Source organism: Streptomyces sp. NPDC059994, assembly GCF_042737755.1.
Classification (GTDB): domain Bacteria; phylum Actinomycetota; class Actinomycetes; order Streptomycetales; family Streptomycetaceae; genus Streptomyces.
Genome location: NZ_JBHWUR010000006.1, coordinates 136,943 through 163,072, shown reverse-complemented (window position 1 = coordinate 163,072; position 26,130 = coordinate 136,943). Strand labels below are relative to the sequence as shown.

The 26,130-nt window shown below is 70.1% G+C and carries 23 protein-coding genes and 6 pseudogenes; 15 read left to right on the top strand and 14 right to left on the bottom strand.

What is annotated here, in order from left to right:
* Positions 1 to 124 precede the first annotated feature (124 nt).
* Together ACFWA7_RS05970 and ACFWA7_RS05965 are read left to right on the top strand one after the other, a co-directional pair.
* The gene (locus ACFWA7_RS05970) at positions 125 to 547 is read left to right on the top strand and encodes a hypothetical protein (protein ID WP_385534461.1); all 423 of its coding nucleotides are present in this window, start codon (positions 125 to 127) and stop codon (positions 545 to 547) included.
* A gap of 330 nt (positions 548 to 877) precedes the next feature.
* Positions 878 to 1,276 (top strand): annotated as a pseudogene (locus ACFWA7_RS05965) (Tn3 family transposase); the annotation flags it as partial.
* Here the strand turns inward: ACFWA7_RS05965 and ACFWA7_RS05960 are convergent.
* Together ACFWA7_RS05960 and ACFWA7_RS05955 are read right to left on the bottom strand one after the other, a co-directional pair.
* On the bottom strand, positions 1,266 to 1,928 hold the full coding sequence (locus ACFWA7_RS05960) for a response regulator (RefSeq protein ID WP_385534307.1): 663 nt from the start codon (positions 1,926 to 1,928) through the stop codon (positions 1,266 to 1,268). The pseudogene ACFWA7_RS05965 and the gene ACFWA7_RS05960 overlap by 11 nt on opposite strands.
* A complete protein-coding gene (locus tag ACFWA7_RS05955; RefSeq protein ID WP_385821239.1) occupies positions 1,925 to 3,100 on the bottom strand; it encodes a sensor histidine kinase in 1,176 nt (391 codons plus the stop codon). The genes ACFWA7_RS05960 and ACFWA7_RS05955 overlap by 4 nt, the downstream gene beginning before the upstream one ends.
* 208 nt (positions 3,101 to 3,308) lie before the next feature.
* Between ACFWA7_RS05955 and ACFWA7_RS05950 the strand changes: the two genes are divergently transcribed.
* From ACFWA7_RS05950 to ACFWA7_RS05940, 3 genes are all read left to right on the top strand, one after another.
* On the top strand, positions 3,309 to 4,229 hold the full coding sequence (locus tag ACFWA7_RS05950; protein WP_385534311.1) for an ATP-binding cassette domain-containing protein: 921 nt from the start codon (positions 3,309 to 3,311) through the stop codon (positions 4,227 to 4,229).
* On the top strand, positions 4,226 to 5,056 hold the full coding sequence (locus ACFWA7_RS05945; RefSeq protein ID WP_385821237.1) for an ABC transporter permease: 831 nt from the start codon (positions 4,226 to 4,228) through the stop codon (positions 5,054 to 5,056). The genes ACFWA7_RS05950 and ACFWA7_RS05945 overlap by 4 nt, the downstream gene beginning before the upstream one ends.
* Positions 5,057 to 5,349: 293 nt before the next feature.
* On the top strand, positions 5,350 to 5,586 hold the full coding sequence (locus ACFWA7_RS05940) for a hypothetical protein (protein ID WP_385821235.1): 237 nt from the start codon (positions 5,350 to 5,352) through the stop codon (positions 5,584 to 5,586).
* Between the two features lie 38 nt (positions 5,587 to 5,624).
* Here ACFWA7_RS05940 and ACFWA7_RS05935 read toward each other — a convergent pair whose 3' ends face one another.
* Complete coding sequence (locus ACFWA7_RS05935) at positions 5,625 to 6,170, bottom strand: GNAT family N-acetyltransferase (RefSeq protein ID WP_385534462.1); 546 nt, start codon at positions 6,168 to 6,170, stop codon at positions 5,625 to 5,627.
* Between the two features lie 122 nt (positions 6,171 to 6,292).
* Between ACFWA7_RS05935 and ACFWA7_RS05930 the strand changes: the two are divergent.
* Both ACFWA7_RS05930 and ACFWA7_RS05925 read left to right on the top strand, forming a co-directional pair.
* A pseudogene (locus ACFWA7_RS05930) lies at positions 6,293 to 6,382 on the top strand (DUF302 domain-containing protein); the annotation flags it as partial.
* Positions 6,383 to 6,537: 155 nt separating this feature from the next.
* Positions 6,538 to 6,677 (top strand): annotated as a pseudogene (locus tag ACFWA7_RS05925) (NAD-dependent protein deacetylase 1); the annotation flags it as partial.
* A 64-nt stretch (positions 6,678 to 6,741) separates the two neighbouring features.
* On the opposite strand, the gene ACFWA7_RS05920 reads toward ACFWA7_RS05925, so the two are convergent.
* From ACFWA7_RS05920 to ACFWA7_RS05910, 3 genes are all read right to left on the bottom strand, one after another.
* Positions 6,742 to 7,125 carry a tautomerase family protein gene (locus ACFWA7_RS05920; protein ID WP_385821233.1) on the bottom strand — a complete coding sequence of 128 codons (384 nt, stop codon included), beginning with the start codon at positions 7,123 to 7,125 and terminating at the stop codon, positions 6,742 to 6,744.
* A gap of 224 nt (positions 7,126 to 7,349) precedes the next feature.
* On the bottom strand, positions 7,350 to 9,875 hold the full coding sequence (locus ACFWA7_RS05915) for a collagenase (RefSeq protein ID WP_385821231.1): 2,526 nt from the start codon (positions 9,873 to 9,875) through the stop codon (positions 7,350 to 7,352).
* Between the two features lie 592 nt (positions 9,876 to 10,467).
* Entirely contained in the window at positions 10,468 to 10,722 is a 255-nt protein-coding gene (locus ACFWA7_RS05910; protein ID WP_385821229.1) for a hypothetical protein, read from the bottom strand.
* Positions 10,723 to 11,140: 418 nt separating this feature from the next.
* Here ACFWA7_RS05910 and ACFWA7_RS05905 point away from each other — a divergent pair, with 418 nt between their 5' ends.
* Positions 11,141 to 11,653, top strand: a complete 513-nt coding sequence (locus ACFWA7_RS05905) for an STAS domain-containing protein (protein WP_385534321.1) — start codon at positions 11,141 to 11,143, stop codon at positions 11,651 to 11,653.
* A 516-nt stretch (positions 11,654 to 12,169) separates the two neighbouring features.
* Here the strand turns inward: ACFWA7_RS05905 and ACFWA7_RS05900 are convergent.
* From ACFWA7_RS05900 to ACFWA7_RS05885, 4 genes and pseudogenes are all read right to left on the bottom strand, one after another.
* On the bottom strand, positions 12,170 to 12,595 hold the full coding sequence (locus ACFWA7_RS05900; RefSeq protein WP_385821227.1) for a DUF3592 domain-containing protein: 426 nt from the start codon (positions 12,593 to 12,595) through the stop codon (positions 12,170 to 12,172).
* Between the two features lie 101 nt (positions 12,596 to 12,696).
* Positions 12,697 to 13,083 (bottom strand): hypothetical protein, encoded by a 387-nt coding sequence (locus ACFWA7_RS05895; RefSeq protein WP_385821225.1) that lies wholly within the window; start codon positions 13,081 to 13,083, stop codon positions 12,697 to 12,699.
* 49 nt (positions 13,084 to 13,132) lie between these two features.
* A pseudogene (locus ACFWA7_RS05890) lies at positions 13,133 to 13,263 on the bottom strand (IS110 family transposase); the annotation flags it as partial.
* 134 nt (positions 13,264 to 13,397) lie between these two features.
* Positions 13,398 to 14,066, bottom strand: coding sequence for an HSP18 transcriptional regulator (locus tag ACFWA7_RS05885; protein WP_385534327.1), 669 nt, complete (start codon positions 14,064 to 14,066; stop codon positions 13,398 to 13,400).
* Between the two features lie 129 nt (positions 14,067 to 14,195).
* Between ACFWA7_RS05885 and ACFWA7_RS05880 the strand changes: the two genes are divergently transcribed.
* The 3 genes from ACFWA7_RS05880 (at position 14,196) to ACFWA7_RS05870 (ending at position 15,621) form a co-directional block, all read left to right on the top strand.
* Positions 14,196 to 14,630, top strand: a complete 435-nt coding sequence (locus tag ACFWA7_RS05880; RefSeq protein WP_385534329.1) for an Hsp20/alpha crystallin family protein — start codon at positions 14,196 to 14,198, stop codon at positions 14,628 to 14,630.
* Between the two features lie 100 nt (positions 14,631 to 14,730).
* Complete coding sequence (locus ACFWA7_RS05875; protein WP_385534331.1) at positions 14,731 to 15,126, top strand: DUF2267 domain-containing protein; 396 nt, start codon at positions 14,731 to 14,733, stop codon at positions 15,124 to 15,126.
* A gap of 51 nt (positions 15,127 to 15,177) precedes the next feature.
* Entirely contained in the window at positions 15,178 to 15,621 is a 444-nt protein-coding gene (locus tag ACFWA7_RS05870; RefSeq protein ID WP_385821222.1) for a DUF2267 domain-containing protein, read from the top strand.
* A gap of 449 nt (positions 15,622 to 16,070) precedes the next feature.
* Here ACFWA7_RS05870 and ACFWA7_RS05865 read toward each other — a convergent pair whose 3' ends face one another.
* Complete coding sequence (locus tag ACFWA7_RS05865) at positions 16,071 to 16,505, bottom strand: hypothetical protein (protein WP_385534335.1); 435 nt, start codon at positions 16,503 to 16,505, stop codon at positions 16,071 to 16,073.
* Between the two features lie 340 nt (positions 16,506 to 16,845).
* Between ACFWA7_RS05865 and ACFWA7_RS05860 the strand changes: the two are divergent.
* The 4 genes and pseudogenes from ACFWA7_RS05860 to ACFWA7_RS05845 all read left to right on the top strand — a co-directional run bounded on the left by ACFWA7_RS05860 (position 16,846) and on the right by ACFWA7_RS05845 (position 19,717).
* Positions 16,846 to 17,617, top strand: a pseudogene (locus ACFWA7_RS05860) (dienelactone hydrolase family protein).
* An 85-nt stretch (positions 17,618 to 17,702) separates the two neighbouring features.
* Positions 17,703 to 17,855: pseudogene (locus ACFWA7_RS05855) on the top strand (MFS transporter); the annotation flags it as partial.
* A 222-nt stretch (positions 17,856 to 18,077) separates the two neighbouring features.
* On the top strand, positions 18,078 to 18,401 hold the full coding sequence (locus ACFWA7_RS05850) for a hypothetical protein (protein ID WP_385534336.1): 324 nt from the start codon (positions 18,078 to 18,080) through the stop codon (positions 18,399 to 18,401).
* Between the two features lie 482 nt (positions 18,402 to 18,883).
* The gene (locus ACFWA7_RS05845; RefSeq protein WP_385821220.1) at positions 18,884 to 19,717 is read left to right on the top strand and encodes a PIG-L family deacetylase; all 834 of its coding nucleotides are present in this window, start codon (positions 18,884 to 18,886) and stop codon (positions 19,715 to 19,717) included.
* 487 nt (positions 19,718 to 20,204) lie between these two features.
* Here the strand turns inward: ACFWA7_RS05845 and ACFWA7_RS05840 are convergent, their stop codons facing one another.
* The 3 genes from ACFWA7_RS05840 to ACFWA7_RS05830 form a co-directional block, all read right to left on the bottom strand.
* The gene (locus ACFWA7_RS05840) at positions 20,205 to 21,941 is read right to left on the bottom strand and encodes an immunity 49 family protein (protein WP_385821257.1); all 1,737 of its coding nucleotides are present in this window, start codon (positions 21,939 to 21,941) and stop codon (positions 20,205 to 20,207) included.
* Between the two features lie 1,874 nt (positions 21,942 to 23,815).
* Positions 23,816 to 24,367: an isochorismatase family protein gene (locus ACFWA7_RS05835; protein WP_385821218.1), complete on the bottom strand. Its 552-nt coding sequence runs from the start codon at positions 24,365 to 24,367 to the stop codon at positions 23,816 to 23,818.
* Positions 24,368 to 24,371: 4 nt separating this feature from the next.
* Positions 24,372 to 25,739, bottom strand: coding sequence for an MFS transporter (locus ACFWA7_RS05830; protein ID WP_385821255.1), 1,368 nt, complete (start codon positions 25,737 to 25,739; stop codon positions 24,372 to 24,374).
* Between the last annotated feature and the right edge of the window lie 391 nt (positions 25,740 to 26,130).

Sequence of the window (26,130 nt, the reverse complement as noted above, 5' to 3'; positions counted from 1 at the left end):
TCAGGCACCCCGAGATGCGGAGTGATCCCGCTGGGACGAGATTGGAAGTAGCCCGACAGGCCGAACGCGAACGCGCGGTTGTGCGGGGCCGTCCGACACGAAGGAGCCGACGATGACCAGTCATATGAGTGACGCCCACTCGGGTGCGGCGGTGCGGAGTTCGGAAAGAACCGGCATGGGCAGCGGCTGGCTGGTGTTCGCCGCCGTCCTGATGATCTTCGGCGGCCTGATGATGATCTTCACGGGCATCGCCGCCATCGCCAATGACGACGTGTTCGTCAACACGCGCAACTATGTGTACAAGTTCGATCTCACCGGATGGGGCTGGATCCATCTGCTCGTGGGCATCCTCGTCACTCTCGCAGGTGCCGCCTTGTTCAAGGGCGCCACCTGGGCCAGGGTCGTCGGCGTGGGGCTGGCCGGCCTGGCCATGCTCGCAAACTTCCTGTGGATCCCCTACGCGCCGTTCTGGGCCATCGTTCTGATCGCGATCAACGTCTTCGTGATCAGGGCACTGTGCACCGCTCCCAGTCCATCGGAGCGGTGAACCAGGGCATGGCCCCAAGGTGCGGGCCGACACCCAGGCCGCATCCGGATCGGAGACACCCATGAACGACCTCACGTTGAGCAGAAGCGCTCGCTGTCACACCGTCGAGGTCGTGGTGGGTGAAGGAGCTGACGACCGTCACCGTCTGGCGGGCGCGGGTGATGGCGACGTGCTGAAGAACTCTTGGAGTTCGGGCCGTCTTGCAGGGCGTGGCGCAGGGCGAGGGTGATGCGGTCGGCGTGGCGCCGGCCCAAGGTGATGACGCCGAGGCTGAGGTGAGGGGTGTGGGTGGCGTGGTCGGGGGCCAGCTTCTGAGCCGGACCGGACCACCGTGCGGTGACAGAGGTCCGTGCGGTCGCGGAGAAGCGGCTGCACGCCACGCTCACGAAGGCCGCCCGCCGCACGCGCCCAACTCCGCCCGGCGACCTGGTGGCTACGCTGAAGACGCCGCAGGACAAGCGGTACTCGCACCGTGAGCAGCTGCGCCGACCGCCGAGCGGACCACGGGCACCGCGCGATGAAGAACGCGTCGCAGCGGGTGGATGCGATCGCCGCGTTGCGGCTGGGGCGGGTGAAGCCGAACAGGGTCCCGCCAAACCGGCTGGCGCCGCTGGCCCGGTACGGGCTGGGCACGAAGGCACCGCGCCTGAGCGCGCCTCGGAACCGAAGCGCACGGCGATGGGGCCGAGATCTACGAGCCCGAGGACGGGGAACGCCATCAGCGAGGCAGCGTGACGAGCCCCATCTCGTACGCGGTGATCACGAGCTGGACCCGGTCCCGGGCGCCCAGTTTGGTGAGCAGTCGTGACACGTGCGACTTGGCGGTGGCCACGGTGATGAAGAGGTCCTCCGCGATCTCGGTGTTCGACCGGCCGCGTCCGACCAGCGCCAGCACTTCCTGTTCCCGCTCGGTGATGCCCTCGACCGGCCGGGAGGAGCGCTTCGGGGCAGCTTCGGGGCGCCGGGCGAAGTCCGCGATCAGACGGCGCGTCACGCCCGGTGCGATCAGTGCGTCGCCGGCGGCGACCACGCGGATCGCCGCGAGGATGTCGTCAAGCGCCATGTCCTTGACCACGAAGCCGCTGGCGCCGGCCCGGAGCGCGCCGTAGACGTGGTCGTCCTCGTCGAAGGTGGTCAGGATGAGGACGTGGGTCGTTGCCGGACCGGCCGTGATCAGGCGGGTGGCCTCGATCCCGTCCATGCCGGGCATCCGGATATCCATCACCACGACGTCGGGGCTGATATCCCCGACCAGTTGGACCGCCTCGGCGCCGGTGGAGGCTTCACCGACGACCTCCAGGTCGGGGTGATCGGCCATGAGTACACGCAGACCGGACCGCACCAGCGGCTGGTCGTCGGCGAGCACCACCCGGACGGTCATCGGGCCTCCACCGGAACTCTGACGGGTGCGGGCAGTGGCAGCCGCGCTGCTACCCGGAAGCCCCCCTCGGGACGCGGCCCGGCGCTCAGGTGGCCGCTGAGCAGGCCGACCCGCTCTCTCATACCCACGATGCCGAAGCCGTGGGCCGGGCTGTTCTCAGTAGCGCCGCGCCCGTCGTCGACGATCTCCACGGACAGCTCCTCGTCTTTGTAGTCGATAGCCACCTGGCAACGTCCGGTGCCCGCGTGGCGCACCACGTTGGTCAGCGCCTCCTGCACGATGCGGTAGGCGGACAGGTCGATGTCGGCCGGCACGGCACGCTGCTCCCCACTGCGGCGCACGTCGACGCGTACTCCCGCGTCCGCGGTCGCTGCCGCCAGCCGTTCGACGTCCGCCAGCCCTGGCGAGGGCCCGAGCGGTGACTGCTCCGAGGCGCTCGCGCCCCGGTCGGCCTGACGGAGCGACACCAGCGTGCGCCGAAGGCCCGACAGCGTCTCTCGGCTGGTGGCCTCGATGGCGCGCAGCGCCTCGCGCGCCTCCGCCGGCTGGGTCTGGATGACCCGGCTCCCCACACCGGCCTGAATGGCGATGATGCCGATACTGTGCGCGACCACGTCGTGCAGCTCCCGTGCGATCCGCAGCCGTTCGGCGGTCACGGCCTCGGCCACCTCCTGCGAACGCAGCGCCACCGCGTGCTCGCGGCGCTCGCGACTCATCAGACCGGCCATGCAGGACGCGGCCATCGCCAAGAGGGCGATCACCCCGTTGACAGTCAGGTTGTCCCCGTGCGCGAAGCCGCCGATCACCAGGAGTTGCACGGTGAAGGACACGGCCACGGCGACGATCGAAGGCCGCCGCACGCAGGTGGCGACGATGAAGCCCAGGACGAGGTCCACCGCCAGATACGACAGGAACTGGCCCTGATACCCCACCGACAGGTCCGCATGGACGGAGCTTGGAGTGCCCACCACCACGGCGGTGGATCCAAAGAGCGCCATCGCCAGAGCCAGCAGCGGCATCCGTCGCACCACGCCGATGAGCAGGCTCACGGCCAGCAGTGACCCGACAGCGTGGACCGAGCCCGACGCACGCGGCGCGCCTCCCACGAGCAGCCCCACGATGAGGAGGTAGGTGGCACCCCCCGCCCAGGCCACGGCCTTCGTTCTCGTCATCGGCGGTGTGCCATCTCGGGAACAGGACCGCGGTGCGCAACGCGCGCGGCCAACGTGGTGATCGTTTTGGGGTTCACGCCGAGAGACTAGCCGGTCACCGCCCGCGCGGCATCAGCCCGGGGACGTACGCCCACGGGCCAACCCGGCCGCATGATTGCCGCCCACGGCCCCATGTCCGCACGGGGGTCCGCTCGGCAGTGTGGGTGCCGTGATCGAAGTCAACGAACTCACCAAGCGCTACGGCAGCAAGACGGCCGTCGACCATCTGTCCTTCACCGTGCGGCCGGGCCAGGTCACCGGATTCCTCGGCCCCAACGGAGCCGGCAAGTCCACCACCCTGCGGATGATCCTCGGCCTGGACGCGCCCACCACCGGAGCCGCCACCGTCAGCGGCGTCCCCTTCCACCGCCACCCGCGAGGACTGCGGCACGTCGGCGCCCTCCTCGACGCCGGCCAGGTCCACGGCGGCCGCAGCGCCGCCGCCCACCTGTCCGCCCTGGCCCGCAGCAACGGCATCCCGCGGCGCCGAGTGGACGAGGTGCTGCAGGAAGTGGGGCTGGCCGATGCGGCGACCCGTCGCATCGGCGGATTCTCCCTCGGCATGAAGCAACGGCTGGGCATCGCCACCGCCCTGCTCGGCGACCCGCCCGTGCTCATGTTCGATGAGCCGATCAACGGCATGGACCCGGAGGGCGTGCTCTGGGTACGCCGCCTCTTCCGGCGCCTGGCCGCCGAGGGGCGCACGGTCTTCCTCTCCAGTCACCTGATGTCGGAGATGGAGAACACCGCCGACCAGCTGGTCGTCATCGGCCTGGGCCGCCTCATCGCCGCCGAGTCGGTACGGGACTTCGCGGCCCGCGGCACCCGTGGCAGCGTCGTGGTCGGGACACCACAGGCCGCCGAGCTGGCAGCCGTGCTGAGCGCGGCGGGTGCCTCGGTCGAGCCGGAGGGCTCGGCGGGCGCCGAGAAGCTCGCTGTGACCGGGCTCCCGGCGGACCGGATCGGAGCGCTCGCCTTCGAGAACCGTATCCGGCTGGACGAGCTGACCACCCGCACCGCCTCACTGGAGGCGGCCTTCATGGAACTCACCGCCGAGAGCGTCGAATACCAGGCAGGACAGCCCCGATGACCACACGTGCCCCCGTGTCCCCGGCCACCCCCGTCGCCGGGCCGCCCGCCCGCTTCCGCGACCTGCTCGCCTCCGAGTGGATCAAGACGCGGTCCCTGCGCTCCACCCCGTGGACGATCGTCCTGACCGTCCTGTTCGTCATCGGGTCCGCCGCCGTGGCCACGCTGTCGGACAACGCCGCGGGCTCCGGCTCCGGCCCCGCTGATTTCCTGCCCTTCGACGCCTACCCTCCGGCCGGCTCCTGGACGCTGATACTCGTCGCCGCCAGCATGGGCGCCCTCACCGTCGTCAGCGAGTACAGCAGCGGCCTGATCCGCACCACCACCGTGGCCGTCCCCGCCCGCGGCCAGCTGGTACTGGCCAAGGCAGCCGTCACCGCCGTGCTGTGGACCGCGGTCGGCACGGCCGCCTCCACCGGTTCCTTCCTGGTCTCCCAGGCCATCCTGAACGGGCACCATGCCGACGTTCCGATCACCCATCCCGGGGTGTTCCGGGCGCTGCTGGCATCCGCGCTGCTGGCCCCGGTCTGTGCCCTGGTCGGTCTGGGCCTCGGCGTTCTGCTCCGGCACGCCGCCGCAACCACGGTCACCAGCGTCTTCACCCTGCTGATGCTGCCCACCATGTTCTCGGAGGGCAACCGCTGGTCGGCGGACATCAAACACACACTGGTGTCGGCCGCCTGGAAACGCCTGGCCCAGAACTGGGAGCCGGACCCCGGATCCCTGGGCTACACCGCCACGGTCCCCGGCTCCTGGATGGTGTACGCGCTCTGGCCGCTGATCACGGTCGCACTCGCCGTGCTCGTCGTGAGGCGCCGGGACGTGTGAACGTGCCGCCATGGCGCGCAGACTGAGCCCTGGAGGCACGCTCCAACTGCCCGGCTGTCAGCCGGCAGGCGGCGTCGGAACGGTGCTCGGCGGCCTGCCGGCCCTGCGGCTTCGCCCTGCCCGGCCGTTGGCCGCCGTTGCGGCGGCGATGGTGCTGTACACCGGGCTGCCGCTCTGCGTGGCACTGGGCGCCGACCTGCCCGTACTGCTGGCGGGCCACGTCCTGGGCGGCGGCGCCTGGGCGTTCTGGTCGGTGATGTGGGCGACCAGCGTGCAGACCCACACCCCCGCCCGTGGTGCTCAACCGCGTCACGGCGTACGAGCAGGCCGGGTCGGTGTCCGGGATGGTGCTCGGCCAGATACTGGCGGGGCCGGCCACCGCGCTGGACGACCCGGGGCGGCTGCTGCTGGTGTCGGCGGCCACCTGCCTGGCGGGCTGTGTGGCACTGTTCGCGGTCCCGGCGATCCGCACCCTGGGCCGCGCCGCTCCTCGCGAGGCGGGCGAGCCGGGTACGCCGGACGGACCGTGAGCGGCCCGGGCTCCCGCCCGGCCGCGGCCCCCGCCCCGTCAGTCGGTGGGCGGGTCGTCGTGCAGCAACCGCTGGAAGAGGCGGTGGTCGCGCCAAGCACCGTTGATGTGCAGGTACTTGGGCGCGGTGCCGTACTGCTCGAACCCCGCCTTGGCGAGCACGCGCTGCGAGGCGGTGTTGTCGACCAGGGTGCCGGCCTCCACACGGTGCAGACCGAGTTCTTCGCGGGCGATGCGGCAGACCTCCTTCACCGCGGCCGTCGCCAGTCCCCTGCCCGCCCACGCCTGGTCCACCCAGTAGCCGAGGCCGCCGCTGCGGAACGGCCCGAGGGCGATACTGCCGAGGTTGACGGCCCCGACAGGCGTGCCGGTAGCCGTCTCGATCAGGACGTACGGTCGTAGTCGCCCTGCCTCACGCTCCGCGAGCAGTCCGCTGATCCTCTCGCGCTGGCCGTGCTCGGTGTAGAACTCCTCGGGCCGGTACGGCTCGAAGGGCCGCAGCGACACCCGGTTGCGGCGCAACGTCTCCGCCAGACCCGCCGCGTCCCCAGGCGAGACCTCACGCATCGCCACCCCGTTGATCATCACGCGCGCAGCATACCGATCGGGGCGCGCGGGCCGCTTCCGGGGCGCACGGGAGCGATGAGCGCCTCCCTTCGCGAGACCCCCCGTGCGGGCGGCAGTGGCGGAGAAGACCGGCGTCAACGCTGGAGCCCTACGTGATCCTGGGCACCTGCAACCCCCCGCCGGCCCACCGCGCCCTGGAGGCGACCGCGGAGACCGGGCTGCTCCTGCCCGGAGCCGGCCTGATCAGCGCGGCGGGATTGCTCATGCCCTTGTCCGGCCTCGGCCGGGTCCCCCTCGCGTCGCTCTGCGAGGCGGGCGGCGTGGCCGGGCCACCTGGACAGAACCGCTCCGCGCCTGTGCCCCGCCCGTTTCGTACGCCGGCCGCATGCGCCCCGCGCTGAGCTGGCCCCCGACCCGAGCCTGCCGCCCGGCACCACGGATCCGGGACCGGTCGCCGACGCTTCGAGCAGCGGCGGTGTGCTGGTGCTCAGCGGAACCTGCCTCTCCACGGATCCCCGACCACCGGCGACGGCCTGACCGAGGTCGTCCCGCTGGGCCCCGTTGGATCCGCGGCCCGCCCGGCCGGGCGTCAGGCGAGGTACTGGGCCTCGCCGTTGCCCAGCGACCAGTCGGCGTCGGCGTTCTCGGTCAGCACCACGAACACGTTGCGGGGTTCCGTTCCGGCGTATTCCTGGGCGAGTTCGGCGATGCGCCGGTACAGCGCCTGCTTCTGCGCGGCCGGACGGCCCTCCCGCAGGGTGATCGCCACGTAGACGATGCCGTCGTCCCGTTGCCCGCCGAGACAGGTGCCGTGCCGCAGGACGCCGCTCTGGCCGTCGTGTGCCGTCAGGATCTGGAACCGGTCCTCGTCCGGGAAGCCCATCACCTCCCCCAACGCCTCGTGCACCGCCCGCCCCGAGGCCGTCAGCCGCCCGGTGTCACGGCCCAGCACATCGATGCGTACGAGCGGCATAGATCCTCCGGATACGGGATCGACAAGATCGCAATCCTACATACCAGTAGGTACAGACTGTTGGCGGCCCAGCGCTGAGGGGCGAGCACCGGCAACAGGGCGCGCCCGTCTCCCGCGAACCGAAGTCCGCCGGAAACGGGCGCGCAGAGCCGACCTTGCGCCCGTCCGCCCGCGCAGGCGGACGGGCGAGGAGGGGTCGGCGGGCCGGCCGCGTTGAGACGGGGTCAGTAGGCCGTGGTGACCGTGACGCCACTGAACGCCGTCTGCGCGTACAAACTGACGTACCGGTATCCGGCCGTGGTGTTGGTGACGGTGATGCTCTCGGCGTTGCCGGTGTTCGTCGAGCGCGCGGTGTACGCCGAAGGGCCCGCCCAGGTGGTGGGGTTGTAGTAGAGGTTTGCGTTGCCCGTGCCTCCTGCGGTGGTGATCCGCAGCGTGACGGTGCCGGCCGGCATGTACAGGTACAGGTAGTCCAGGTCCCCCGCCTTGGCCGAGCGGCCGGAGCGGGAGCAGTTGCGGCCCAGGACGCGGCTGTCGGCGTTCGTGCAGGTCGGCAGGTTGCCGTTGAGGGTCACGGACTTGGTGCTGGTGGAGGTCAGGCCCTTGGCGTCGGTCACGGCCAGGGAGATCGTGTACGTGCCGGGCGCGGTGTAGGTCTTGGACGGGTTGGCCGCCGTGGACGTGGTGCCGTCGCCGAAGTTCCACGAGCGCGCGGTGATGGTGCTGCCGGTGTCGGTGGACCTGTCCGTGAGGTTCACCGTCAGACCGGAGACGGTCGCGTCGAAGGCGGCGATGGGCCCGTTGCCCGTACTGCCGCAGGCTCCGGCGGCGCAGGCGTCGAGCCAGGTGGTGAAGTCGGCGTCGTAGCGGGTGCCGATGCCGGTGTGGTAGACCGCGTATCCCCCGGCGTAGTCACCGGCACGGAACTTGGCCAGCATGTTCTGCACGTCGGCGGGGTGCTTCTCGATCATGTAGCGGGTGGCCAGGTAGCCCCACGGGTAGGTGCGGGTCAGGTCCGAGTTGGCGTAGGTGCTCTCCCACAGGGTGCTCAGTGCGTAGGTGTGCTGGGCCGCGTCGGCGATGGCCTCGGTGTCGGGCAGGCCGCGGTAGCTGTACGAGACGTACTCGGCGAAGCCCTCGATCCACCAGATGTCCGGTACGGCCTCTCCGGCGCCGAAGTCGCCGGCCATGTCGTAGCGTCCGTCGAGGTAGTGGGTGTACTCGTGGTTGAGGTTCCAGATGTCGCCGGGGAAGCCGTCGCCCACGCTCTTCACGTACGAGAGGAAGCGGGCCTGGTTGGCCGGGTCGGCGGGGTTGCCCTCCAGGTACTCCCCTCCGTTGTCGGTGCTGTTGCCGAAGATCCAGCCGGAGTAGGTGCGGTAGTCCTTGGGGCTGGCGAACGTCACGATCTCGATGTTCGTGTTGTGGTCGTCGGCGACGGGCCCGCTGTCCTTGACGATGCCGTGGAAGTACGCGTCCTGGCCCTGGAGGCTGGTGCAGGCCGCGGTGAGGGCCGCACTGGTCAGCGACTGGGCGCGGAAGGTGTGGGCGGCGTCGCAGCGGTAGGTGATCGGCAGCGCGGCGGCCGTGAGCCGGCCGACGAAGTCGCAGGTCCCGTAGTACGAGCACTGGGCCTTGTCGTAGGTGTCGGCCATGGCGGCGACCCCGACCCACAGGGGTGCTGTCGCGCCGGTGATGGCCGAGTCGCCGAGCAGCCCCTTGGCCAGCGGCCTGACCTTGGCCTGCAGGGCGGGGGTGTCGAGGAAGCGCGCGGTCTCGGTGCCGGCGTTGGAGTCGAGGTAGAACCAGGTGTCGTTCAGCTTGTCGCGGTGGTTGTGCGCGAACGCGCTCAGCGTGTCGATGAGGCTCGGGTCGGCGGTCACGGCCTTGAGGAAGGCGGGGTTCCAGTGGCCGCGGAAGATCGGGGTGAACACGTCGTTGACGGCGGTGTCCATGCTCCAGTACGCGTCGTAGGTGCTGTTGTAGCCGTTGAGCACCTTCTGATACGTCTTCAGATAGCGGGCCTGCTCGTCGGCGCTGTCCGTCAGGATGATGACCTCGCCCATGACGTCGCCGTTGGCGGAGCTGACGTCCATGAAGTGCGGGGACGCGAAGAAGGTGTCCAGCGCGGCCTCGGTCGCCGAGGAGAGGGCCGCACCGTACGGCCCGACGTCGGAGGCGTGGTTGAACTGCACGTAGTACCCGGCGCGCAGGAACAGCACGAGCTGCCACACATGGGTGGAGTTGTCCCCGGGGTAGGTCCGTGCCGTGTTCTGGAACGCGTTGGCGATGGTGACCATCTGCGCTTCGCGGAACGCGTTGCGGGCGTCGGTGCCGGTGAGGGCGAACAGCGTGTTGACGCAGTCCGTGGTCGATGCCTGGACGAAGGTCACGAGGGCCGATCCGCTGCGGCTGCCGAAGTCGGCCGGGGTGCAGGAGGCCGCGGTCAGGCCCTCCGTACGGCTCGGCTTCGTCGGGGCGGTGCGGGACGGGACCGGGTTCTGCGGGGGCCGGTGGGTGGTATCGATCGGGGTGCGGCGTTCGTCCGCGCGGTCGGACACCGTCGCCGCCGATCCGGTCGGCGGCGGGGCGGTGTGTGCCGTTGTCGCGGGCCGCGGGGCCGGCCCGGGGCGCTCGACCGCGGCGGCGTGGCCGGCCGGGGTGAGCACGGCTATCGACAGACACAGAGCGAGCGCGAGTATGAGCAGGCCGCCGAGACGTCGTCTTGGTCGTATTGAGGGAGTCTTCACGTGCCGCCTCCCAGCGGAGTGAAAGCCGCGCTGTCGCGCGCGGCGGTGGGGGGGGTACCGCGGGCTGCCGGGACCTCCGGGCCGCCCTGGTGCGTACGGGCGTGTCCGTGCAGGTTTCGATGACCCACGGGCCGTGCTGATCCGTTGGCTTGAACGCGACTTGCGGTGGTCGCAGCCAGAAAAATTGCACATGTCACATGGCTTGGGAAGGGAGCGCGGGTAAACCGGCAGCAATTCCCGGCAGTTGGAAGTTCTCAGCGCACCCTTGGGGCTGCCGTGACGAACGGGGCCGAGGAGGCGGCGGCAATGGGCCCCAGCTGGGCGTTCGGCTCCAGGGGGCACGGCAGCTACGGGGTAGGACGACCTGCCCTCACGCTCGCCGGGTACGCCCCATCGCAGCTGCCCTCACGGGCATCCCCCAGAGAGCGGTAAGGCCGCTTTCAGCCACATGGCTTATTTACGGCGACCCGCAGGACCAGGTCAGTGAGCCACGACCGCCACGGTGATCCAGGTGCCGTCAGAAGTGACCTGGAGTCGGTAATAGGGCGCGTCGCTCTGTCCGCAGACGTACTGGGCCGAGAGCCGGGCAGCTTCACCCAGTCGGCGTGCCGGCCGTTCGGGGATCGCGGCAGCGCGCAGTACCACGCCGGCCGCTTCGGTCGGCGCGGTCGGCGCGGTCGGCGCGGTCGGCGCGGTCGGCGCGGTCGGGGTGTCGGGGTGTCGGGGTGTCGGGAAGGCGCTGGATCTCGCAGGCGAGCGCCAGAGGCGGACCTGCGCGCTGAACGGTCGGCACGGTGGCGTCGTACGTGGTGCGGGGCAGACCCGCCACGTTGATGCTGCGTCCCATCAGAGACTCCCCTTGCGTCCATGGCCAGGACGACGGCGGAGCCGCAGGAGCAGGCCGGTTCGGCACCCCTGGCGGTCACTCGTCGATACCAGGATGCCCAGGGACCAGGGGCCCGGGAGACGCTACGTCATCCCTGGGGCCAGGGCGAGGGATTGCTCCGCCATCCGCGCACACATGCCGCAATCAGCAGGAACGACCGATAAAACTAGTACATAGATACGCCAAGTAAACATGTTGGGCCTCATACCCAATGGGGCATCGAGGTAGGGGAGCATCGTTCCCGCGCCTCTTTCCTTCCCGCGGGTCTCCCCCACCCCACGCCCTCCGCCCCGTCGCCCCAGACCTCGGTGACCCCCTCCGCTGCTCATCTGCCCGCCGCCCCCAAGGCGGCGGTCCCGCCCCACCGAGGTGGCGCCTCATGCTGCAGGACACCCCAACACCCTTCATCCGACACCTGCGTACCTACCGCATCCAGGGACACGCCGTCCTGGAACTGCGCGGCGACATCGATCTCGCCACCGCCATCGAGATCACCCCGCAACTCGACACGGCAACCACTGCACCCGAACTCCTCGCCGTCATCGACCTCACCCCCGTCACCTTCATCGACTGCTCCGGCCTGACACTCCTCTGCCGCGTCCACCAGCGCGTCACCGCCCGCCACGGGAACCTGCAACTGGTCTGCCCCCATCCGCAAACCCTGCGCCTCCTGCGCATGGCCCGGCTCACCGACACCTTCCACCCCGTTCTCACCCTCGACGAGGCCCTCCACTACCGCCCTCACAGGCGGGCAGGCCAACGAGCCACAGAACAGCAGGAGATCACTCAAGACCCCTCCCAAGGCAACCCGGACAAGGCCGCATGCCCCGAGACGCTTCCGCCTCGGATGCCCCCCGGCCCGCAGGAGACAGAACACCGGCCAGCCGCATGACAGCGTGTGCCATCGAGTTGGAGGACCTGCCGCAGCTGGCTGCGGTGCAGGTCGAGACGGTTGAGGCGGCGAGACCCACCCCAAGGTCTCAACCCGTGACTCTCTCCGGACCAGCCAGCTGCCCGCGGGTCAACAGCCCTCTGCCGTACGCCGCAGACCCGCTCAGTCCGGCCCGCGGCGCAGCATTGAGGACGAGGAATTGCCCCAAAGGCTGCCCGTAGGGCGCTGTCGGTACAGGTAGCGGGCGGTAACAACGGTTGCGGAAGGAAGTCGTGGCCGAGCGCTGATCTCTTCACTGCGGTGCATGGCTCATCGGGCTGTGCTTCAGTCGATCAGGAAGGGGACGGGCCATGCGCGCGCACGAAAAACGCCGGGGAGAAAGCCGGGAGCAAAGGGCCCGCTCCGCGCCCGGCGGCGCTCGCGCCCAGAGGTTCGGTACGCGGCCCAACGGAAGCGACCCCGGTCGAGCCGGCAGCGACGCATCGCGGCGGTCGGCGGGCTACGAGCCGGCCACGGTCAGAGAGTGAGGAGCCGCACGACCAGGACGGTCACGGTGCCCACGGTGAACACCGCCCCCAGCGCGGTGAACAGCAGGTCGACACTTCTCGTGTCCCAGCCCTCGATGGCGAACCGGTCGGGGGCTTGCGGATCGTATCGGACCATGACGTGCGCCCCCACGCCGAAGCCGTTTCCCACGGCCGCGCGGCCGAACCTGGATGCGTACTCGCAGGTGCGCCCGTCCCCAGCCGTCCAGGCCGCGACCGGGTAGCGGAACCTGGCACCGTCGTCATTGCGCACGACGTCATGGCGGACGATCCGCGCCCTGGCACTCACACCACTGCGGCGCAGCGCCTTGGCACGGCGGAGACCGTACACACCGAAGCAGAGGAAAACCGTGCCGATCGTCAGCGGAATGAGACAGAAAAACCATTCACGTTCCATGTGTTGCCCGACGCCTGAGCTGGGACATCGGTTGCAGACGGAGCGCTGTAACAATGCCCGCCGGTCCCTCCCGCACGCGGCATCCGCCCCCGCGAGCGGGGTTATCGGATCGCCTGGATGTCCGGCAGGTTGTGGTCCCACTTGCCGGACAGCTCGATCAGGACCTGGCGAGCGAGGTGGCGGGCTCGGCTCCATCCGCTGTCGCCGGCGAGCGCGTCCCGTGTCCATCGGTCGGCCTGCGCCTGGCCGCTCATGTCTACGAGGAGTGCGTCGATCTGACGCAGAGCGGTAACGGCGTCCGCGCTCAACTGCCGGTGCTCGATCAGCCTCCCGGCCGTACGGAAGGCATGGTCAAAGTCCAGAGCGATCTCGTCGACCATCACACCGTGCCGATCAACCCAGGCCGCCTGCACCGGGGCGTCGGCCGCCAGCACGGCCAGGGCGTTGACCAGCGGGCGCCGGAGAACGGACAGGTCGGGAACCTCCACCCGTTGATCGTTGCACCCACCCGTTCCCCCGACGAGGCCGGGGCCGTGGCCGGTGGGCGTGCATGTCGGTGCGCAGGATGTTCGCCGGGGCCAGGGCGCGCCGGGGTCGGACTTCTTGCCGCTGACGCCGTGTCGGTCGCGGTAGCGGGAGGCGGCGAGCGGATTGATCGCGAAGACCTTGCGGTTGCCGGTGCGCGGTGATCACGCAGGCGCCGGGCTGTGCCGCTCTTGACAGAGTTCTCCAGGGACCCGGGGAGCCGGAGGCAACAAGAGAGTCGCCGCCTGCCCCTCGACTGCCTCAGACAGGCTACGGGTCACGTGCTGCGCTGGTCGTGGGTGTCCTGGCGGAGTTGGTCGGTGTGCCGGGTCATGGCGTCGATGCGTTCGGTGAGCTCGGCGTCCTGGGGTCGCAGATGGGGCCGAGTGTCGGTCAGGGGTCGGAGGAGGCGGGCGGCGTCGTTGTCGGCGAGGGCCTGGTTCAGGTCGCCGATGGCGCCCTGGGCGCCGGTGGGGAGGCCGGTGAGGGAGGTGATCTGGCCGGCGAGTCGGCGCAGGTCGGCTGCGTTGTCGCGGGCCCAGGCGGTGACGGTGCGGTCGGCGGCGCGTGTGTCGCGGGTGGCCTGGATGCGTTCCTCGCCGGTGCTACCGGCGGTGCCGGGGCGTAGTCGCAGATAGCGGCGTTCGGCGGCCTGGCGGCTGGCGACCCCGAGAGGGCCGGCGAGGTCGGCCCAGCTGGCGCCCTGCTCGCGGGCGGTTTCGATCAGGCCACTCTCCCAGCCGGCGAGCTGCTCGCGGACCTTGCGCAGCATCAGCAGTGCGGCCAGTGCCGGGTGCGGGCCCGAGTCCGGCGCGGGCGCCGCTTGGGCCGTCGGCATTCTCGCGGAGGGCTGCTGTGCGTCCCTTACGGCCTGGTGGATGGTCTCCAGTGCCGCTGCGGCGGTAAGGAACGGGACTGGTGCGGTCGGCTCGGCGGCTGCGTTCATGACACTCTCCGTCACTCTGTCATCCTCCAGATGACTCCACGCTTGTCATCGGTTCGATGACATGTTACAACGGGAGCACGTTGAAGCGCATTGGCAGTTCCTGCCTGAACCAACTGGAGGTGTTTCGCGATGTTGATGCGCACCGACCCGTTCCGCGAGATGGACCGGATCGTCCAGCAACTGTCGGGCACGTCGGGCACGTGGTCGAAGCCGTCCGTGATGCCGATGGACGCCTACCGCCAGGGCGACGCGTACGTGATCGCCTTCGACCTCCCCGGAGTGAGCACCGAGGCGATCGACATCGACGTCGAGCGGAACATGCTGACCGTGAAGGCCGAGCGCCGGCCCACGGGGAAGTCCGACGGCGTACAGATGGAGCTCTCCGAGCGGCCCCTTGGCGTCTTCTCCCGCCAGGTCATGCTGGCCGACACCCTCGACACCGAGCACATCGAAGCCGACTACGACGCGGGTGTCCTGACCCTGCGGATCCCGATCGCCGAGCGCGCCAAGCCGCGGAAGATCACCATCGGCGGAGAGTCCGGCCGCAAGCAGATCTCCGGCTGACCAGCCCGGCACCAGCGGCGGAGGACGGGGCGTCGATCCCCCTCCGGCACCCCGTCCTCCGCATACCTCACCCCTTCACCCCTCCCCCGGAGGTGACGTGATGCCGATGCGCCGGGAAGCGTTCTTGTCCCACATCCAGGAACGCGGCGAGTACCAGACCCCGGTGGAAGCCGAACGGGCGGCCCGCGTCGTCCTGGCCCTGCTGGGCGCACACCTGGTCGGCACCGTGCGGGCCGAACTCGCCGCCCGACTCCCCGAGACGTACGCCCTGATCCTCCTCAACCCGCTGCAGGCCGCCGAACCGCTCTCACCCGAACGCTTCGTCCGGGCGGCCGCGGCCTGGATCGAAGGCGCCACCGAGAAGACATCCCTCTGGGACATCGGCGCAGTCCTCTCCACCGTCGCCGCGGCCGCGGGCGACACCCTCACCCGCGAGGTCCTGCTCCAGCTCCCGCACGGCTACGACCTCCTGTTCGGCCGGCCCCAGCCCACCTGACCGACGCCGGCCGGAACCCGAACCCTCGAAGAGAAGGGCAACCGCAGCACCATGTACGACCAGCCTCGACGGAACCCGTCCCTGACGGCCATGACGTTCGAGCAGATGCTGGAACGCGTGCGCTACGAAGGCGCCTACCCCACCCGCGAACGGGCCGCGGAACCCGTCCGCAACGTCCTCGCCGCACTCGGCCGGCAGATCACCGGAGACGCACGCGTCGACCTCGCACGCTGCCTCCCCGTCGAGGCCGCCCTCACCCTGACTGCCCAGATCCCCGACACCGAACAGCTCACCGGCTGGGGCTTCGTCAAGGACCTGGCCGCCCGCACCGGCACCACCCCGGCCACCGCCCGCTGGGACACCGGCGCCGTACTCACCGTCGTCTCACACCTGGCCGGGCCCGACCTGCTCGCCCGCATCCTCCAGCAGCTCCCCGGCGGCTACGCCCTCCTCTTCGGCCAGGCAGAACTGCGACAGCCCGAGCACGCCGCCTGATGGGCGCCGCGGAGCCGCGGTGCCCGGTTCCGTAGCCGCCAGCAGGTGAGCACTTTCGCCGCCGAAAGCACTGACTTCTCAGGTCGGACCGCGCCCCTGCTGGTTGTCGGTGGGCCAGACCGCTGATGGCGTGCCCGCCGTCCGTGGATCTCACCGGCGCGGTCCCGTCCTGAAACGCGCGGGCGCAATCAGCATGCGGTGGGCATCCCCTACGGGAGCCCTACGGGAGGCAGCGCTGCCCCTGGCGAGGCGCCACGGCCCGGACACCCGCCGCCAGCGCGGCACGCGACCCGAAACCCTGAACCATGGACTCACCAACGAGCGTCAGGGCGGGCGGCGGCCGCGCACTTCACCCGGCCGCCCGCCAAGAGCGCGCCGGGACCTATCCGCGGGGGAGCCGCCCGCTCACCGCCCATTGCCGGAGGGACGGCCCAGGGCGCAGATGGGCGTCACCTGTGGGCTGCGCGATGGCCGAACCAGTGCCTGCCTCGGCGTGATGTGCCGGGTCGGGCCAGGTCGTCCGTTCCCTGCGCGTCTGCCTGCGCGTCTGCCTGTGCGTCTGCCTGCGCGCGGGCGGTGTCGCGTTGGTCGATGAGGTCGTCGCGTTCCCGGTCGATCACGGCCTGCTCTCGGCGTGACTGGCGCAGGCCGTGGCGGGCTGCGCTGCGGCGGGACCCGGCGAGGAGCAAGGCAAGGCCGAGGAGCGCGGCGGCGCCGACGATGATGCCGTAGAGGAAGAGGGTGCCGGTGGAGCCGGTGACGTGGTAGCCGAAGACGGAGAATCCGCCCGTGAGATCGTGCGCGCTGCCGGCGTTGGCGGATACACCGGCCACAGCGATGACGAGTGCGGCGATCAGAATGATGAGCCCGAGGATGACGAACATGGCGCACTCCAGGGATCTGGTTCCTCCTCCACAGTAGACACCTCCGACCGGCGGAGCCATCGCCGGCGTTCGGGCCGGATCTCCCCTGAAGGGAAACCCCGCTCGCAGCCGCGGCTCCTGTGATCGTCTTCCGAACGTTCGCCGGTCCGTCCCGCCGCACCCGGGCCGCGCGGCTCCCTGTGCGGCTTTTCGCGAATCGACGCTGGTAGGGCTCGACACCGCAACCCGCAAGGGCAAGCATGGCGGCCGGCCCCCCGTCATCACCGACGACATGCTCCACACCGTGCTCCGGCGCCGCGCGGGCGGCGAGCCAGTCGAGCAGATCCAGCCAGACCTGGTCATCCCCAACGGCAAGCGCAAGGGACGGAGTCCAGCATCTGCCGGGCCCTCCCCGGACACGCCAAGCACGAGGCCTGCCCCGAAGCCGTCGAGGCAACACACGCCGACCCTCGGCGAGATCCCCGGCACCCTGTGGACGCCTGAATCCGCCGCACCCGCCCCGCTGATACTGCTCGGCCACAACGGCGGCTTGCACAGGCGGGAACCCCGGCTGGTGGCCCGGGCCCGGCAATCCGCGGCGTACGGCTACGCGGTGGCCGCCATCGACCACCCCGGGCACGGCGACCGGCCCCGTTCCGCCGTCGATGAGCAGGCTCGCGCCGGCCTCCACCGGGCGATGCAGGCCGGCGAGGCGGTCGACGAGATCTTCGAGTCCTTCATCGTCCCGCTGGTCGAAAGGCGGTCCCGGAATGGCGGACCACCCTGGACGACCTCCTTTCGCTGCCCGAGATCAGCGGCCCGGTCGGGTACTCGGGGATGACCGCCATCGGCATTCGGCTGGCGGTGGCCGAACCGCGCATCTCGGCCGCCAGATTCTTCGCCGGGGGTTACGTGCCCCGCGCCCAGCGCGAGGAGGCCCGGCAGGTCACCATTCCGCTGCTGTTCCTGCTGAAGTGGGACGACGAAGGGAACCCCCGGCAGCGGGCCCCGGACCTGTTCGACGCCTTCGGCACCAACGAGAAGACGCTGCACGCCAATATGGCGGGCACGTCGGCACCCCGTGGTTCGAGGTGCACGACGGGAACCGGTTCATCGGCCGGCACCTGAAGTGAGGCCGGGCCGTCAGGCCGGCAGCAGACGGTAGGCGGCGCCGGCAAGAATGCCGCTCATCGAGGACAGGCCCGAAGGGTCGCGGCTGCGCCGGTCCCGGCCACCAGCGGCCCTCGCTGGATCGCCCTCCGCGACCGCCCTTACCTGCTGCTCACTGTCCTCGATGGGGTTATGGCCATCCAGTTCAGGGTGCTCACGGTGGCCATCCCGCTCTGGCTGGTCGGTGCCACCACCGCCCCGCCAACCAGAAATGATCATGTCCGCAGGCCTGGCCGTCGGCCGACGCGGTGGATGGCGCATGAGTGGCGCGTTGTTGCAGCGTCTCGCTGTGCCCCGCGCCGACCGCTCGAACGTACTGGTGCGCGCCCTGCGGCGGCTGGTGCCCGATCAGCCGCTCCGGCTGCGAGCCGGCTCGCTCGACCCGTATCCCCGAGCCCCGCCCAAGAAAGGCATGATGACCCGATGGACAAAGAACTCCCCACCGCCATCCAGCAGACTCTCGCCGCCCTCAACAAGGTGAACGAAGCACGGCCCTACGACCACACCCGCCAGGTCATGACCTTCCTCTACCAGCAGGGCGACGAGGCCATCGACCTCGGCCTCTTCGAGGGCCCCATGCCCATCCCCGCCGTGGGCCAGAGCGTGACCCTGTGGACCACCGGCAACCCGCTGACCGTGACCCGCGTCGAGACGCACTACGGGTTCGGCCGGCACGGCGAGGACTCGCACGGTGCACAACTGGCGTCTGTCCTGGTCTTCGTCGAACCCGCCGCCGAGCGACCGTAGTTGCGTACGGCGAACCCACGTCGGCTTCACCACCTGCGTGCCCGGACACCGAAGCACCGCCGGCCGCAGGGCTTTCGCGTATCTCCCATGCGATGCCGACACCCGCGCCACGCTGCCCCCGGATTGTGCCGGACGTGTCCCTCAACCCGCACAGGGGCGGCCGCGGGCCTTCCGTCAGGAGTCGCGATCCGTGCATCGGCCTGCCGCGGTCCGAGCCGATGCAGCAAGCCCCGCGCCCTCGCGAAAGCCAAGGCCCAGGGTTTTCCGGTGTGCGGCGGGAACAACCGGTACGGCCGACACTGTTGCACCGACGAAGAGACCGGCGCCGCGCGGGCGGGGAACACAGAGACCAACGGGCCGCCCTGTTGTGATGCGGGGCGCCTCGGGTTCGCGGTACGCCCGGTCATCCGACGTTGAGGGGCGGCCGCTCACGCGCTGGCCACGGACTCGGACCGAGACGTTTTCACACTGGAGGACTTTTCATGAATAGCGGGCCCTTGACGCTCATGGCGGTACATGCCCACCCCGACGACGAGGCCACTGGAACAGGAGGAGTCCTCGCGCGGTACGCGGCGGAGGGCATTCGCACGGTCCTCGTCACGTGTACCGACGGCGGTTGCGGTGACGGACCGGGGGGTGTGAAGCCGGGCGATCCCGGACACGATCCAGCGGCCGTCGCTCTGATGCGGCGTCAAGAGCTGGAGGCCAGCTGTGAAATCCTGAAGGTCAGTCATCTGGAGATGCTGGACTACGCCGACTCGGGGATGATGGGCTGGCCGACCAATGACGCCCCCGGCTCCTTCTGGCAGACACCCGTCGAGGAGGGCGCTGCCCGACTCGCGGAACTCTTGCGGCGCTACCAGCCCGATGTGGTCGTCACCTACGACGAGAACGGCTTCTATGGCCACCCCGACCATATTCAGGCCAATCGCATCACAATGGCGGCGCTCGCGATGACCGGGCTGACACCGAAGGTGTACTGGACGACGGCGCCCCGCTCGATGATGAAGCGGTTCGGGGAGGTCATGCGCGAGTTCGGTGCGGACGGGCAGGAACCGGATCCCGCTGAGGCCGCAGCGCTGGCCGAGATCGGACTCCCCGACGAGGAGATCACCACCTGGGTGGACACCACCGCGTTCGGCGGCCAGAAGTTCGACGCGCTGGCCGCACACGCCAGCCAGGGCGAGAACATCTTCTTCCTCAGGATGGGCCAGGAGAGGTTCACCGAGTTGATGGGCGTCGAAACCTTCGTACGTGTCCAGGACACCACCGGCGCGGCCGTGCCCGAGAACGACCTCTTCGCCGGAATGCACTGATCCGCCCGCCCTGGCGCTTCGGCCAGTGCCCGTCGCAGCCGGTCGGCGTCGATGCATCCACGGGCCGGCAGCGGCATACCGGCCCCCATGGCACGGCGGTGTTCGCCTACCGGCGACCTGGGCATGCAGCAGACTCACCCTCACGGCCTTCGTGCTGAACGTGTGTCTTCCTTGGCCCAAGTACATGTTCAGACGAAGGCCGCTTTCGTGCCCGCCGGATACCGGACCCGGATGAACCAGTTCGACGCGCCCTCCGGTGTCCGTTGTCTGCGGTACCGGGCGAGCCCTTCGTAGGCACAGGACGGGTGGCGGACGCCTCGCCGGGAGGGGGCGTCGGCGAGGCGCACCCCCGTCTGGCAGCACCCGAACCGGCGCCGGCGTAGACCGACCGATTTGGCCGGGACACGACGACGGCTTTCCCGCGCGTGTCGCGTCGCGTGCCGTCCGGCACGACACCCAGCAGGGGCGTTCCGCTGTGGACCCGCCGCTAGAAGGGCTCAGCGGCCCGCAGGAGACCCTGCGGAAGGTAGGGCGATTCGACGCGGATGTCCCAGCCGCGGCGGCGAGCGTGGCAGGCCAGGGCGAGGACATCGAGGTTGACGAAAGCATCCGGATCGTCGGCGCGGTCGGCGACCTGGTAGTAGTCGCGGTGGGCTTCGAGCGCGTCGGCCAGGGCCAGGTTGAAGCTCTCCTCGTCGCCCTCCACGAGCTGCGACAGCAGCACGGCCGGCGGCATGGCGAAACCCCAGTCCTTCGCCTTCTCTGCCTGCTGCAAGGCCCGCTGCGCGGCCGGTTCGGGATCGGTTCCCTTCAGGTAGGCGTGGAGGGCTTCGCGGTACGCGGCGAAGGCGGAGCCGTCCGGGCGGGCGAAGGCCGGGCCGGTGAGGACCAGCGGGGCGAGGTCCCCGCGTGCGCCGGTGATGAGGGCGAAGGCAGTGGCCTTCTGCCAGTTGCCGGCTCCGGCGTTCTCGTCCCGCTGGGCCGGGTAGCGCAGTGTGCGGCCGTCGATGGTCACCTCGACCTCGGTGCCCGGCTCCGCCAGTGCGATCCGGAACAGGGCCGCCCCCATCTGGGAGGCCAGCCGAAGGTTCGCGAGCTGGGCGTCTGTGACGCCGCCGGGGTTGCCCGCACGCCACTTGAACAGGCGCTCCTGGTCGCCCATGACACTGTCGAGCCGCCAGACAGCGAGGGATTCTGCGTCGACGGGGGTGAACGCCTCCCGAGCGTGTTCCTCGTACATGGCCTCGATCTGCTGGTTCACCGTCCAGTCGAAGGCCGGCCGCTCCACCACCAGCGGGCCCGCGGCGAGCGCCGCCACGGCATCCGCCCGCCGTTCCCGGCCGAACCCCGCGACCCGCGGGCCGCTGCTCTCGAAGCCGGTGATCAGCGCGTGTGGGAGGTAGTCGGTGTGAACGGCAGGCGCCCAGCCCAGGGTCCGGTACGCGAGCGCGGCAAGGGCCATGGGGACAAGCGGGAGAAGGGTGCTCGGGGAGGCCGCGGGGCCCTGCAGGGTGGTGTGCCTGACCAGGAGGTCGGCCAGCGCGGCATCGAAGGCCTCCCGGTCCTCGGCGGCCAGGGCGCGCAGCGTGCGCAGCGCTACGGTGTCCGGCCGGTCCAGGAGGGGCTCGCCCGTCTCCCCGGCGCGGGTACGGATGCGGTCCAGGGCCGCGTCGATGACGGCGAGCTTGGCCTGCGCGCGCGGCGGGTACTCCTCGTCGTCGCCGGTGTCGTCCAGGACCAAGGCCATCAAGCCTGTGGCGAGCTCGCCAGTGGGCATTCCCCGCGCCTGCGCGGCGAACTTCTCCCGGGCGAAGTGGAAGGCCTCGCCGTGCCACTTGGCTTTGTCCCTGAGGACCGTCAGGCAGAGCGCGTCGATCCACTCCGCGGGCGTGACGCTCTCTTCGGGGGCATCCTCACCCGGGTCGTAGCTCATGCCGAAGTTCACGTACTCCAGGAAGACCTGGAAACTGCAGTGCGGGTGGTACGCCGCGTAGGCGACGGCGCCGGCCGCGGCCTCGGAGGCGTCCTTGAGGGCGGCCTTGGCCTCCGAGGTGTCGAGGCCAGGTGTCTCGACGGAGAGCGCGCCCAGGTAGTCGAGGAACTCCTCGGCGATCGACTGCCACTCGTAGGTGGTCATCCGGCCGGCCCTCGACATGGACCGCACCTGGCCCCCGATGCGGTTCGTGAAGTCCTCGCGTGCTGCCGACACGACGGGCCCGCCCACCTGGTGACGCTCTATTCGCACTGCCCTGCTCCTTGATCGAATCCCTGCGGACAGCCTAAGCGCGGGATCTGACAGGCCGGCTGCTGCCGGGCATGGGCCGCTAGGGCGTGTATCGAGGAAGGTCAGATGAGAAAAGTTCCGACGGGATGCGTATGACTGGGCAACTGAACGATCTTGTGCGGTCTCGGTACGCCGGGGCATCGAGGAAAGGACATGCTCGATCGTTCGGATGCCTATCTGATCGCCAGAGACGCGTCGGTTGCCCGTACCCGGTCACTTCGGGCGTGTCGGCTGAGGAGGACTGTGATGCGAACCGACCCCATCGAACCGCGGGGAGAATACCTTTCGGGACCCGACGTCGGCCGTTCGATCACGGAGGCTTTCCATGACGTTCTGGACGCCCTGGACGCCGTACGCGCCGAGCTGCGCACAACCGATGTCTCTCTGCAACACAGCCTCAGTGGGCCCGCGCTGGGGACGAGTCCGCAGTCTCCGCCCCTACCTCACACCGTGTGGCGGGACGACCACGGCCGCAGTCGCCCGCCGTCTCTGCCCGATGTCGCGGCCACCGAGTCGTCGCGCGAATCCGCTTCCGGCGCCGAGAACTGGGATGCGTTCCGGCCGCGGAAGGAGATGAGCCCGGCGTCCGGGGAGCGCACCACTGTTTCGGAAGCAAATCCCGTACGACCCCTGTGGGCTCGTGGGACGCAGCTTCAGGACACCACCTCTGCAGCTGCCGTGGGAGAACCCGAGCGCGCGGACCGGACGAGAGGGTCAGATCCGGGCAGTTCGTCCTCGCGTCGAGGTTCCGTCCCTCTCCGGTCGGCCTGGGACACGCCTCCCACAGGCGAGGCAGTCCAGTTGGACCGAAGGGGGGACACGCCTCAATCGAGCAGCGACACCCAGCACCAGAATCTCACCGCTCCCGGCAGGGGGGTCGAATGCCACGCACTGCAAGAGGCCGACCTTCCGCTGGCACAGCCGAGTCGGCGCCGGACCTCAGGTCAGTTCAGCAGGTCAACACGGCCCGTGGGCAAGGCCGGCAAGCTTGCGGGAGCCTGCGGGATCGGCGTGGTAGGAAGTCTCGTTGTCGTCGGTTGGATGCTGAGCAGTGCCGGCACGTCATCATCACCATCCTCGCTGCCCTCGGACGACCCGAGCCCACAGCTTCCCGACACTGGCGGACACGCTGGGACGCCGAACACGGGCGATGCCGCGGTGCCGCTCCCCCCCACACCCACCACTCCGGGGGACCAGCAGAGGCACTGGTTCTCGCAGACCCAGCACAATGGCTACCAGCCTGCTGGGCACTACGGCATCACGATCCAGTCGGCTTCGGCCAGGTTTCAGGATCCGCTGAACTCCGGTCGGCTTGGCCAGGTTTGTCGGCCTGAAGCTCAGAGCGATTCGCAACCCGCACGTTTCCCTTCGGCTCCATCGACCGCCAACACCACGTCGACATCCGCTCCCTCCGCTCCCGCGACTCGATCGCCGCGCCACCAAACAGGCGAGGTCGGGACACCGAGCCACGCCGCCACACCTGCCTACCGCAACGCACCGGGGCCGAGGACGGAGAAGACGCAGGCGAACACGGCGCCCGGGCAAGGGCAGGGGACGCCGGTCAGCCATGAGAGCAAGAGCAGTGACGAACCCGTCGGTGCGGGCCGGCAGGACCCAACTCCGCAGACGGGCACGGCACAGCAGACCGAGGGCGTCGAGCCCGTCGAATCACACCGACAGGGCTGGTCTGCCCGTCCGGCACCCTCGCCGGAGCCTTCTGGCGGGACGGGGGTGTGGGCAACGAACGGACCTCTTCCGGGCTGAGTCCGGCCTGCCCCTCCGCCATGGCCGTACGGCGGCGAGCCTCCCTAGCCCTACCCCGCAGGTGCATCCGGCTTCGGCACCATGAAGTCAACCTCTATGGCAGGCAGGACGCGAACGCTGCGATCAGGAAAGTCGATGTGCCGGTAGATTTCGTTGTGATGGGCGATCGACTGGTCTGGCGGGGCAAAGTCCGTCGGCTGGGAGCGGACCGATGTGGTGTGCCCGTCCGTCACCAGCACCAGGTCGTAGCCGTGGCTGAGGGCCTGGCGGGCGGTCGTCTCAACGCAGTTCTCGGTGGCAAAGCCGGTGACAAGGACCTCGGTCACGCCGAGCCGGATCAACGTCTCGTCGAGATCGGTGTCCAAGAAGGCGTCCGCACAGGTCTTCGTCACCACCGGCTCTCCATCGTGCGGTGCCAGTCCGGGCAAGGCATCACCGCATCCTCGCTGCTGAACCGTGATGACGGGAACGTTCGCGGCACGCGCCCGAGAGCTGAGCTGCGCGATGGTTCCGACGGTTCTTTCAGGGCGGTGCATGAGGGGCCCCATGTCGTGCTGCATGTCGATGACGAGGAGCGCGGCGCGGTGCGGCGTCGGTGGCATCGGCCTACCGTAGCTGTCCCTCGGCCGTGGCGACGGGCAGTCCCGAGGCATCGTGCTGGCCCGCATCCGCGACGCGCGTCCGCCCTGCCAGGCAGGCGGCAGCCGCGATCGGCAGGATCAGGAGCGCGTAGGCTCCGGCAAACGCCGGGAGCCGGCTCGTTGACGCCGCTGAGACCGCGGTGAACAGAGCCGATGTCACGGCCAGGACCAGGGTCTGGCCGAGGCTCTGCGAGGTCTGCATCGCGCCGCTTGCGTAGCCCTGCCTGTCAGCCGGAGTGTGCGCGAGTGACAGCAGTGTGAGTGACGGCGTCGCGAGCCCCATGCCGACGGCGGCCATCGCCATCGAGGACACCGCCGCGGCCGGGGGCACCGCCGGCATGGTGCACAGTGCCGCCACCGCCACCGCGGCCGCCATGATCGCGGCTCCGATGGCGACCAGCCTGTGCCGCGGCACCCGGTTCTGCAGGCGGCCCTGCACCCAGGAGGCTCCGGCCCAGGCAAGTGCCGCTCCGGTGAACGCGAACCCCGTGACCACGCCCGGCACCTGGCGCGCCGTGCTGAGCATCAGGGGGACGAAGGCTTCCAGCGTGAAGAACGCGCCAGAGGTCAGCGCCCGCAGAAGCACCGTGGCGGGCAACCCGCCCCCGGCCCGCCAGGTGTGCCGTGGCAGCAGCCTCGGGGCGAACGCCGCGAGCAGCACCACACCGACCGACGCGCACGCCGCGTGCCATGCGTTCCAGGCGGAAACACCGTACTGGGTGAGAGCCGCGGCTCCGCTCACCGCCACAGTGGCGGGCAGGGCGGGCCGACGCACGGATGCCTCGGGGCTCCCAGGTCCTTGAGGTCCTTGCGATGCTGCTGGCTGTGCTGGGCGAAGGAGCAGCACCGCGGCCGCGGCAGGGATCAGGGTGAACCCGGCGACGCCGAAGAACACCACTCGCCATGACCACGACGCGGCTACGAACCCGGCGAGCGGAGGGCCGGCCAGTGACGGCACAATCCAGCACGCACTCATGAGGGACAGGGCGCGGGCGCGCAGGTGATCCGGGTAGGACTGCCCGATGGCCGCGTTGACGGACACGGCCACCAGGCCCGCCGCGATCCCGTCGGTGAAACGCCCCAGGACCAGTTGCCAGATGGTGGTACTGGTTGCGGAGACGAGGAGCGTCGCGACGGTCAGGACCACCCCGGCTGTCAGCGGTCGCCGGGCCCCGCCACGATCCGCCCATGCCCCGCCCAGCACACCACCGAGCAGGCTCGCCGCCACGAACGCCCCTGCCACCAGCGGGTAGAGCCCGACTCCGTCGAGGTCTCGGGCGGCCACCGGCAGCAACGGCATCACCGCCAGCGCCGCGAACCCGGTCAGGAACATCACCGCGGCGAAACTCGCCGTGACTGCCAGATAGGTACGGGAGAAGAGTCCGGGGGTGGGAAGGGGCTCCGATGGTTCATGGGGGTCACTTGTCACCGGCAGCAAGCTACGGCCCAGCTCCGGGCCGGGCCAGCGCTTTTCGGGGAAGTCCCCGTGGGTGCGCGGGAGTGCACCGTCGGACGGACGCCCCCCTGACGGTCACGGGGGTGTATCGGGCAGCCTGGGCCGGAGTCTCTTCGGCCTGCTGCGGACAAGGTGGCAAACCGTCAACACATGGCCCCAAATACATCAGTTGAGGCGAGTGCTCGCCGTACCGACCGCTGTGATCGAACATCGGCCGGTGGTCGGTCACGGCAGTGTTGCACCAGTCCAGGACCTGCTTGTGTCAATC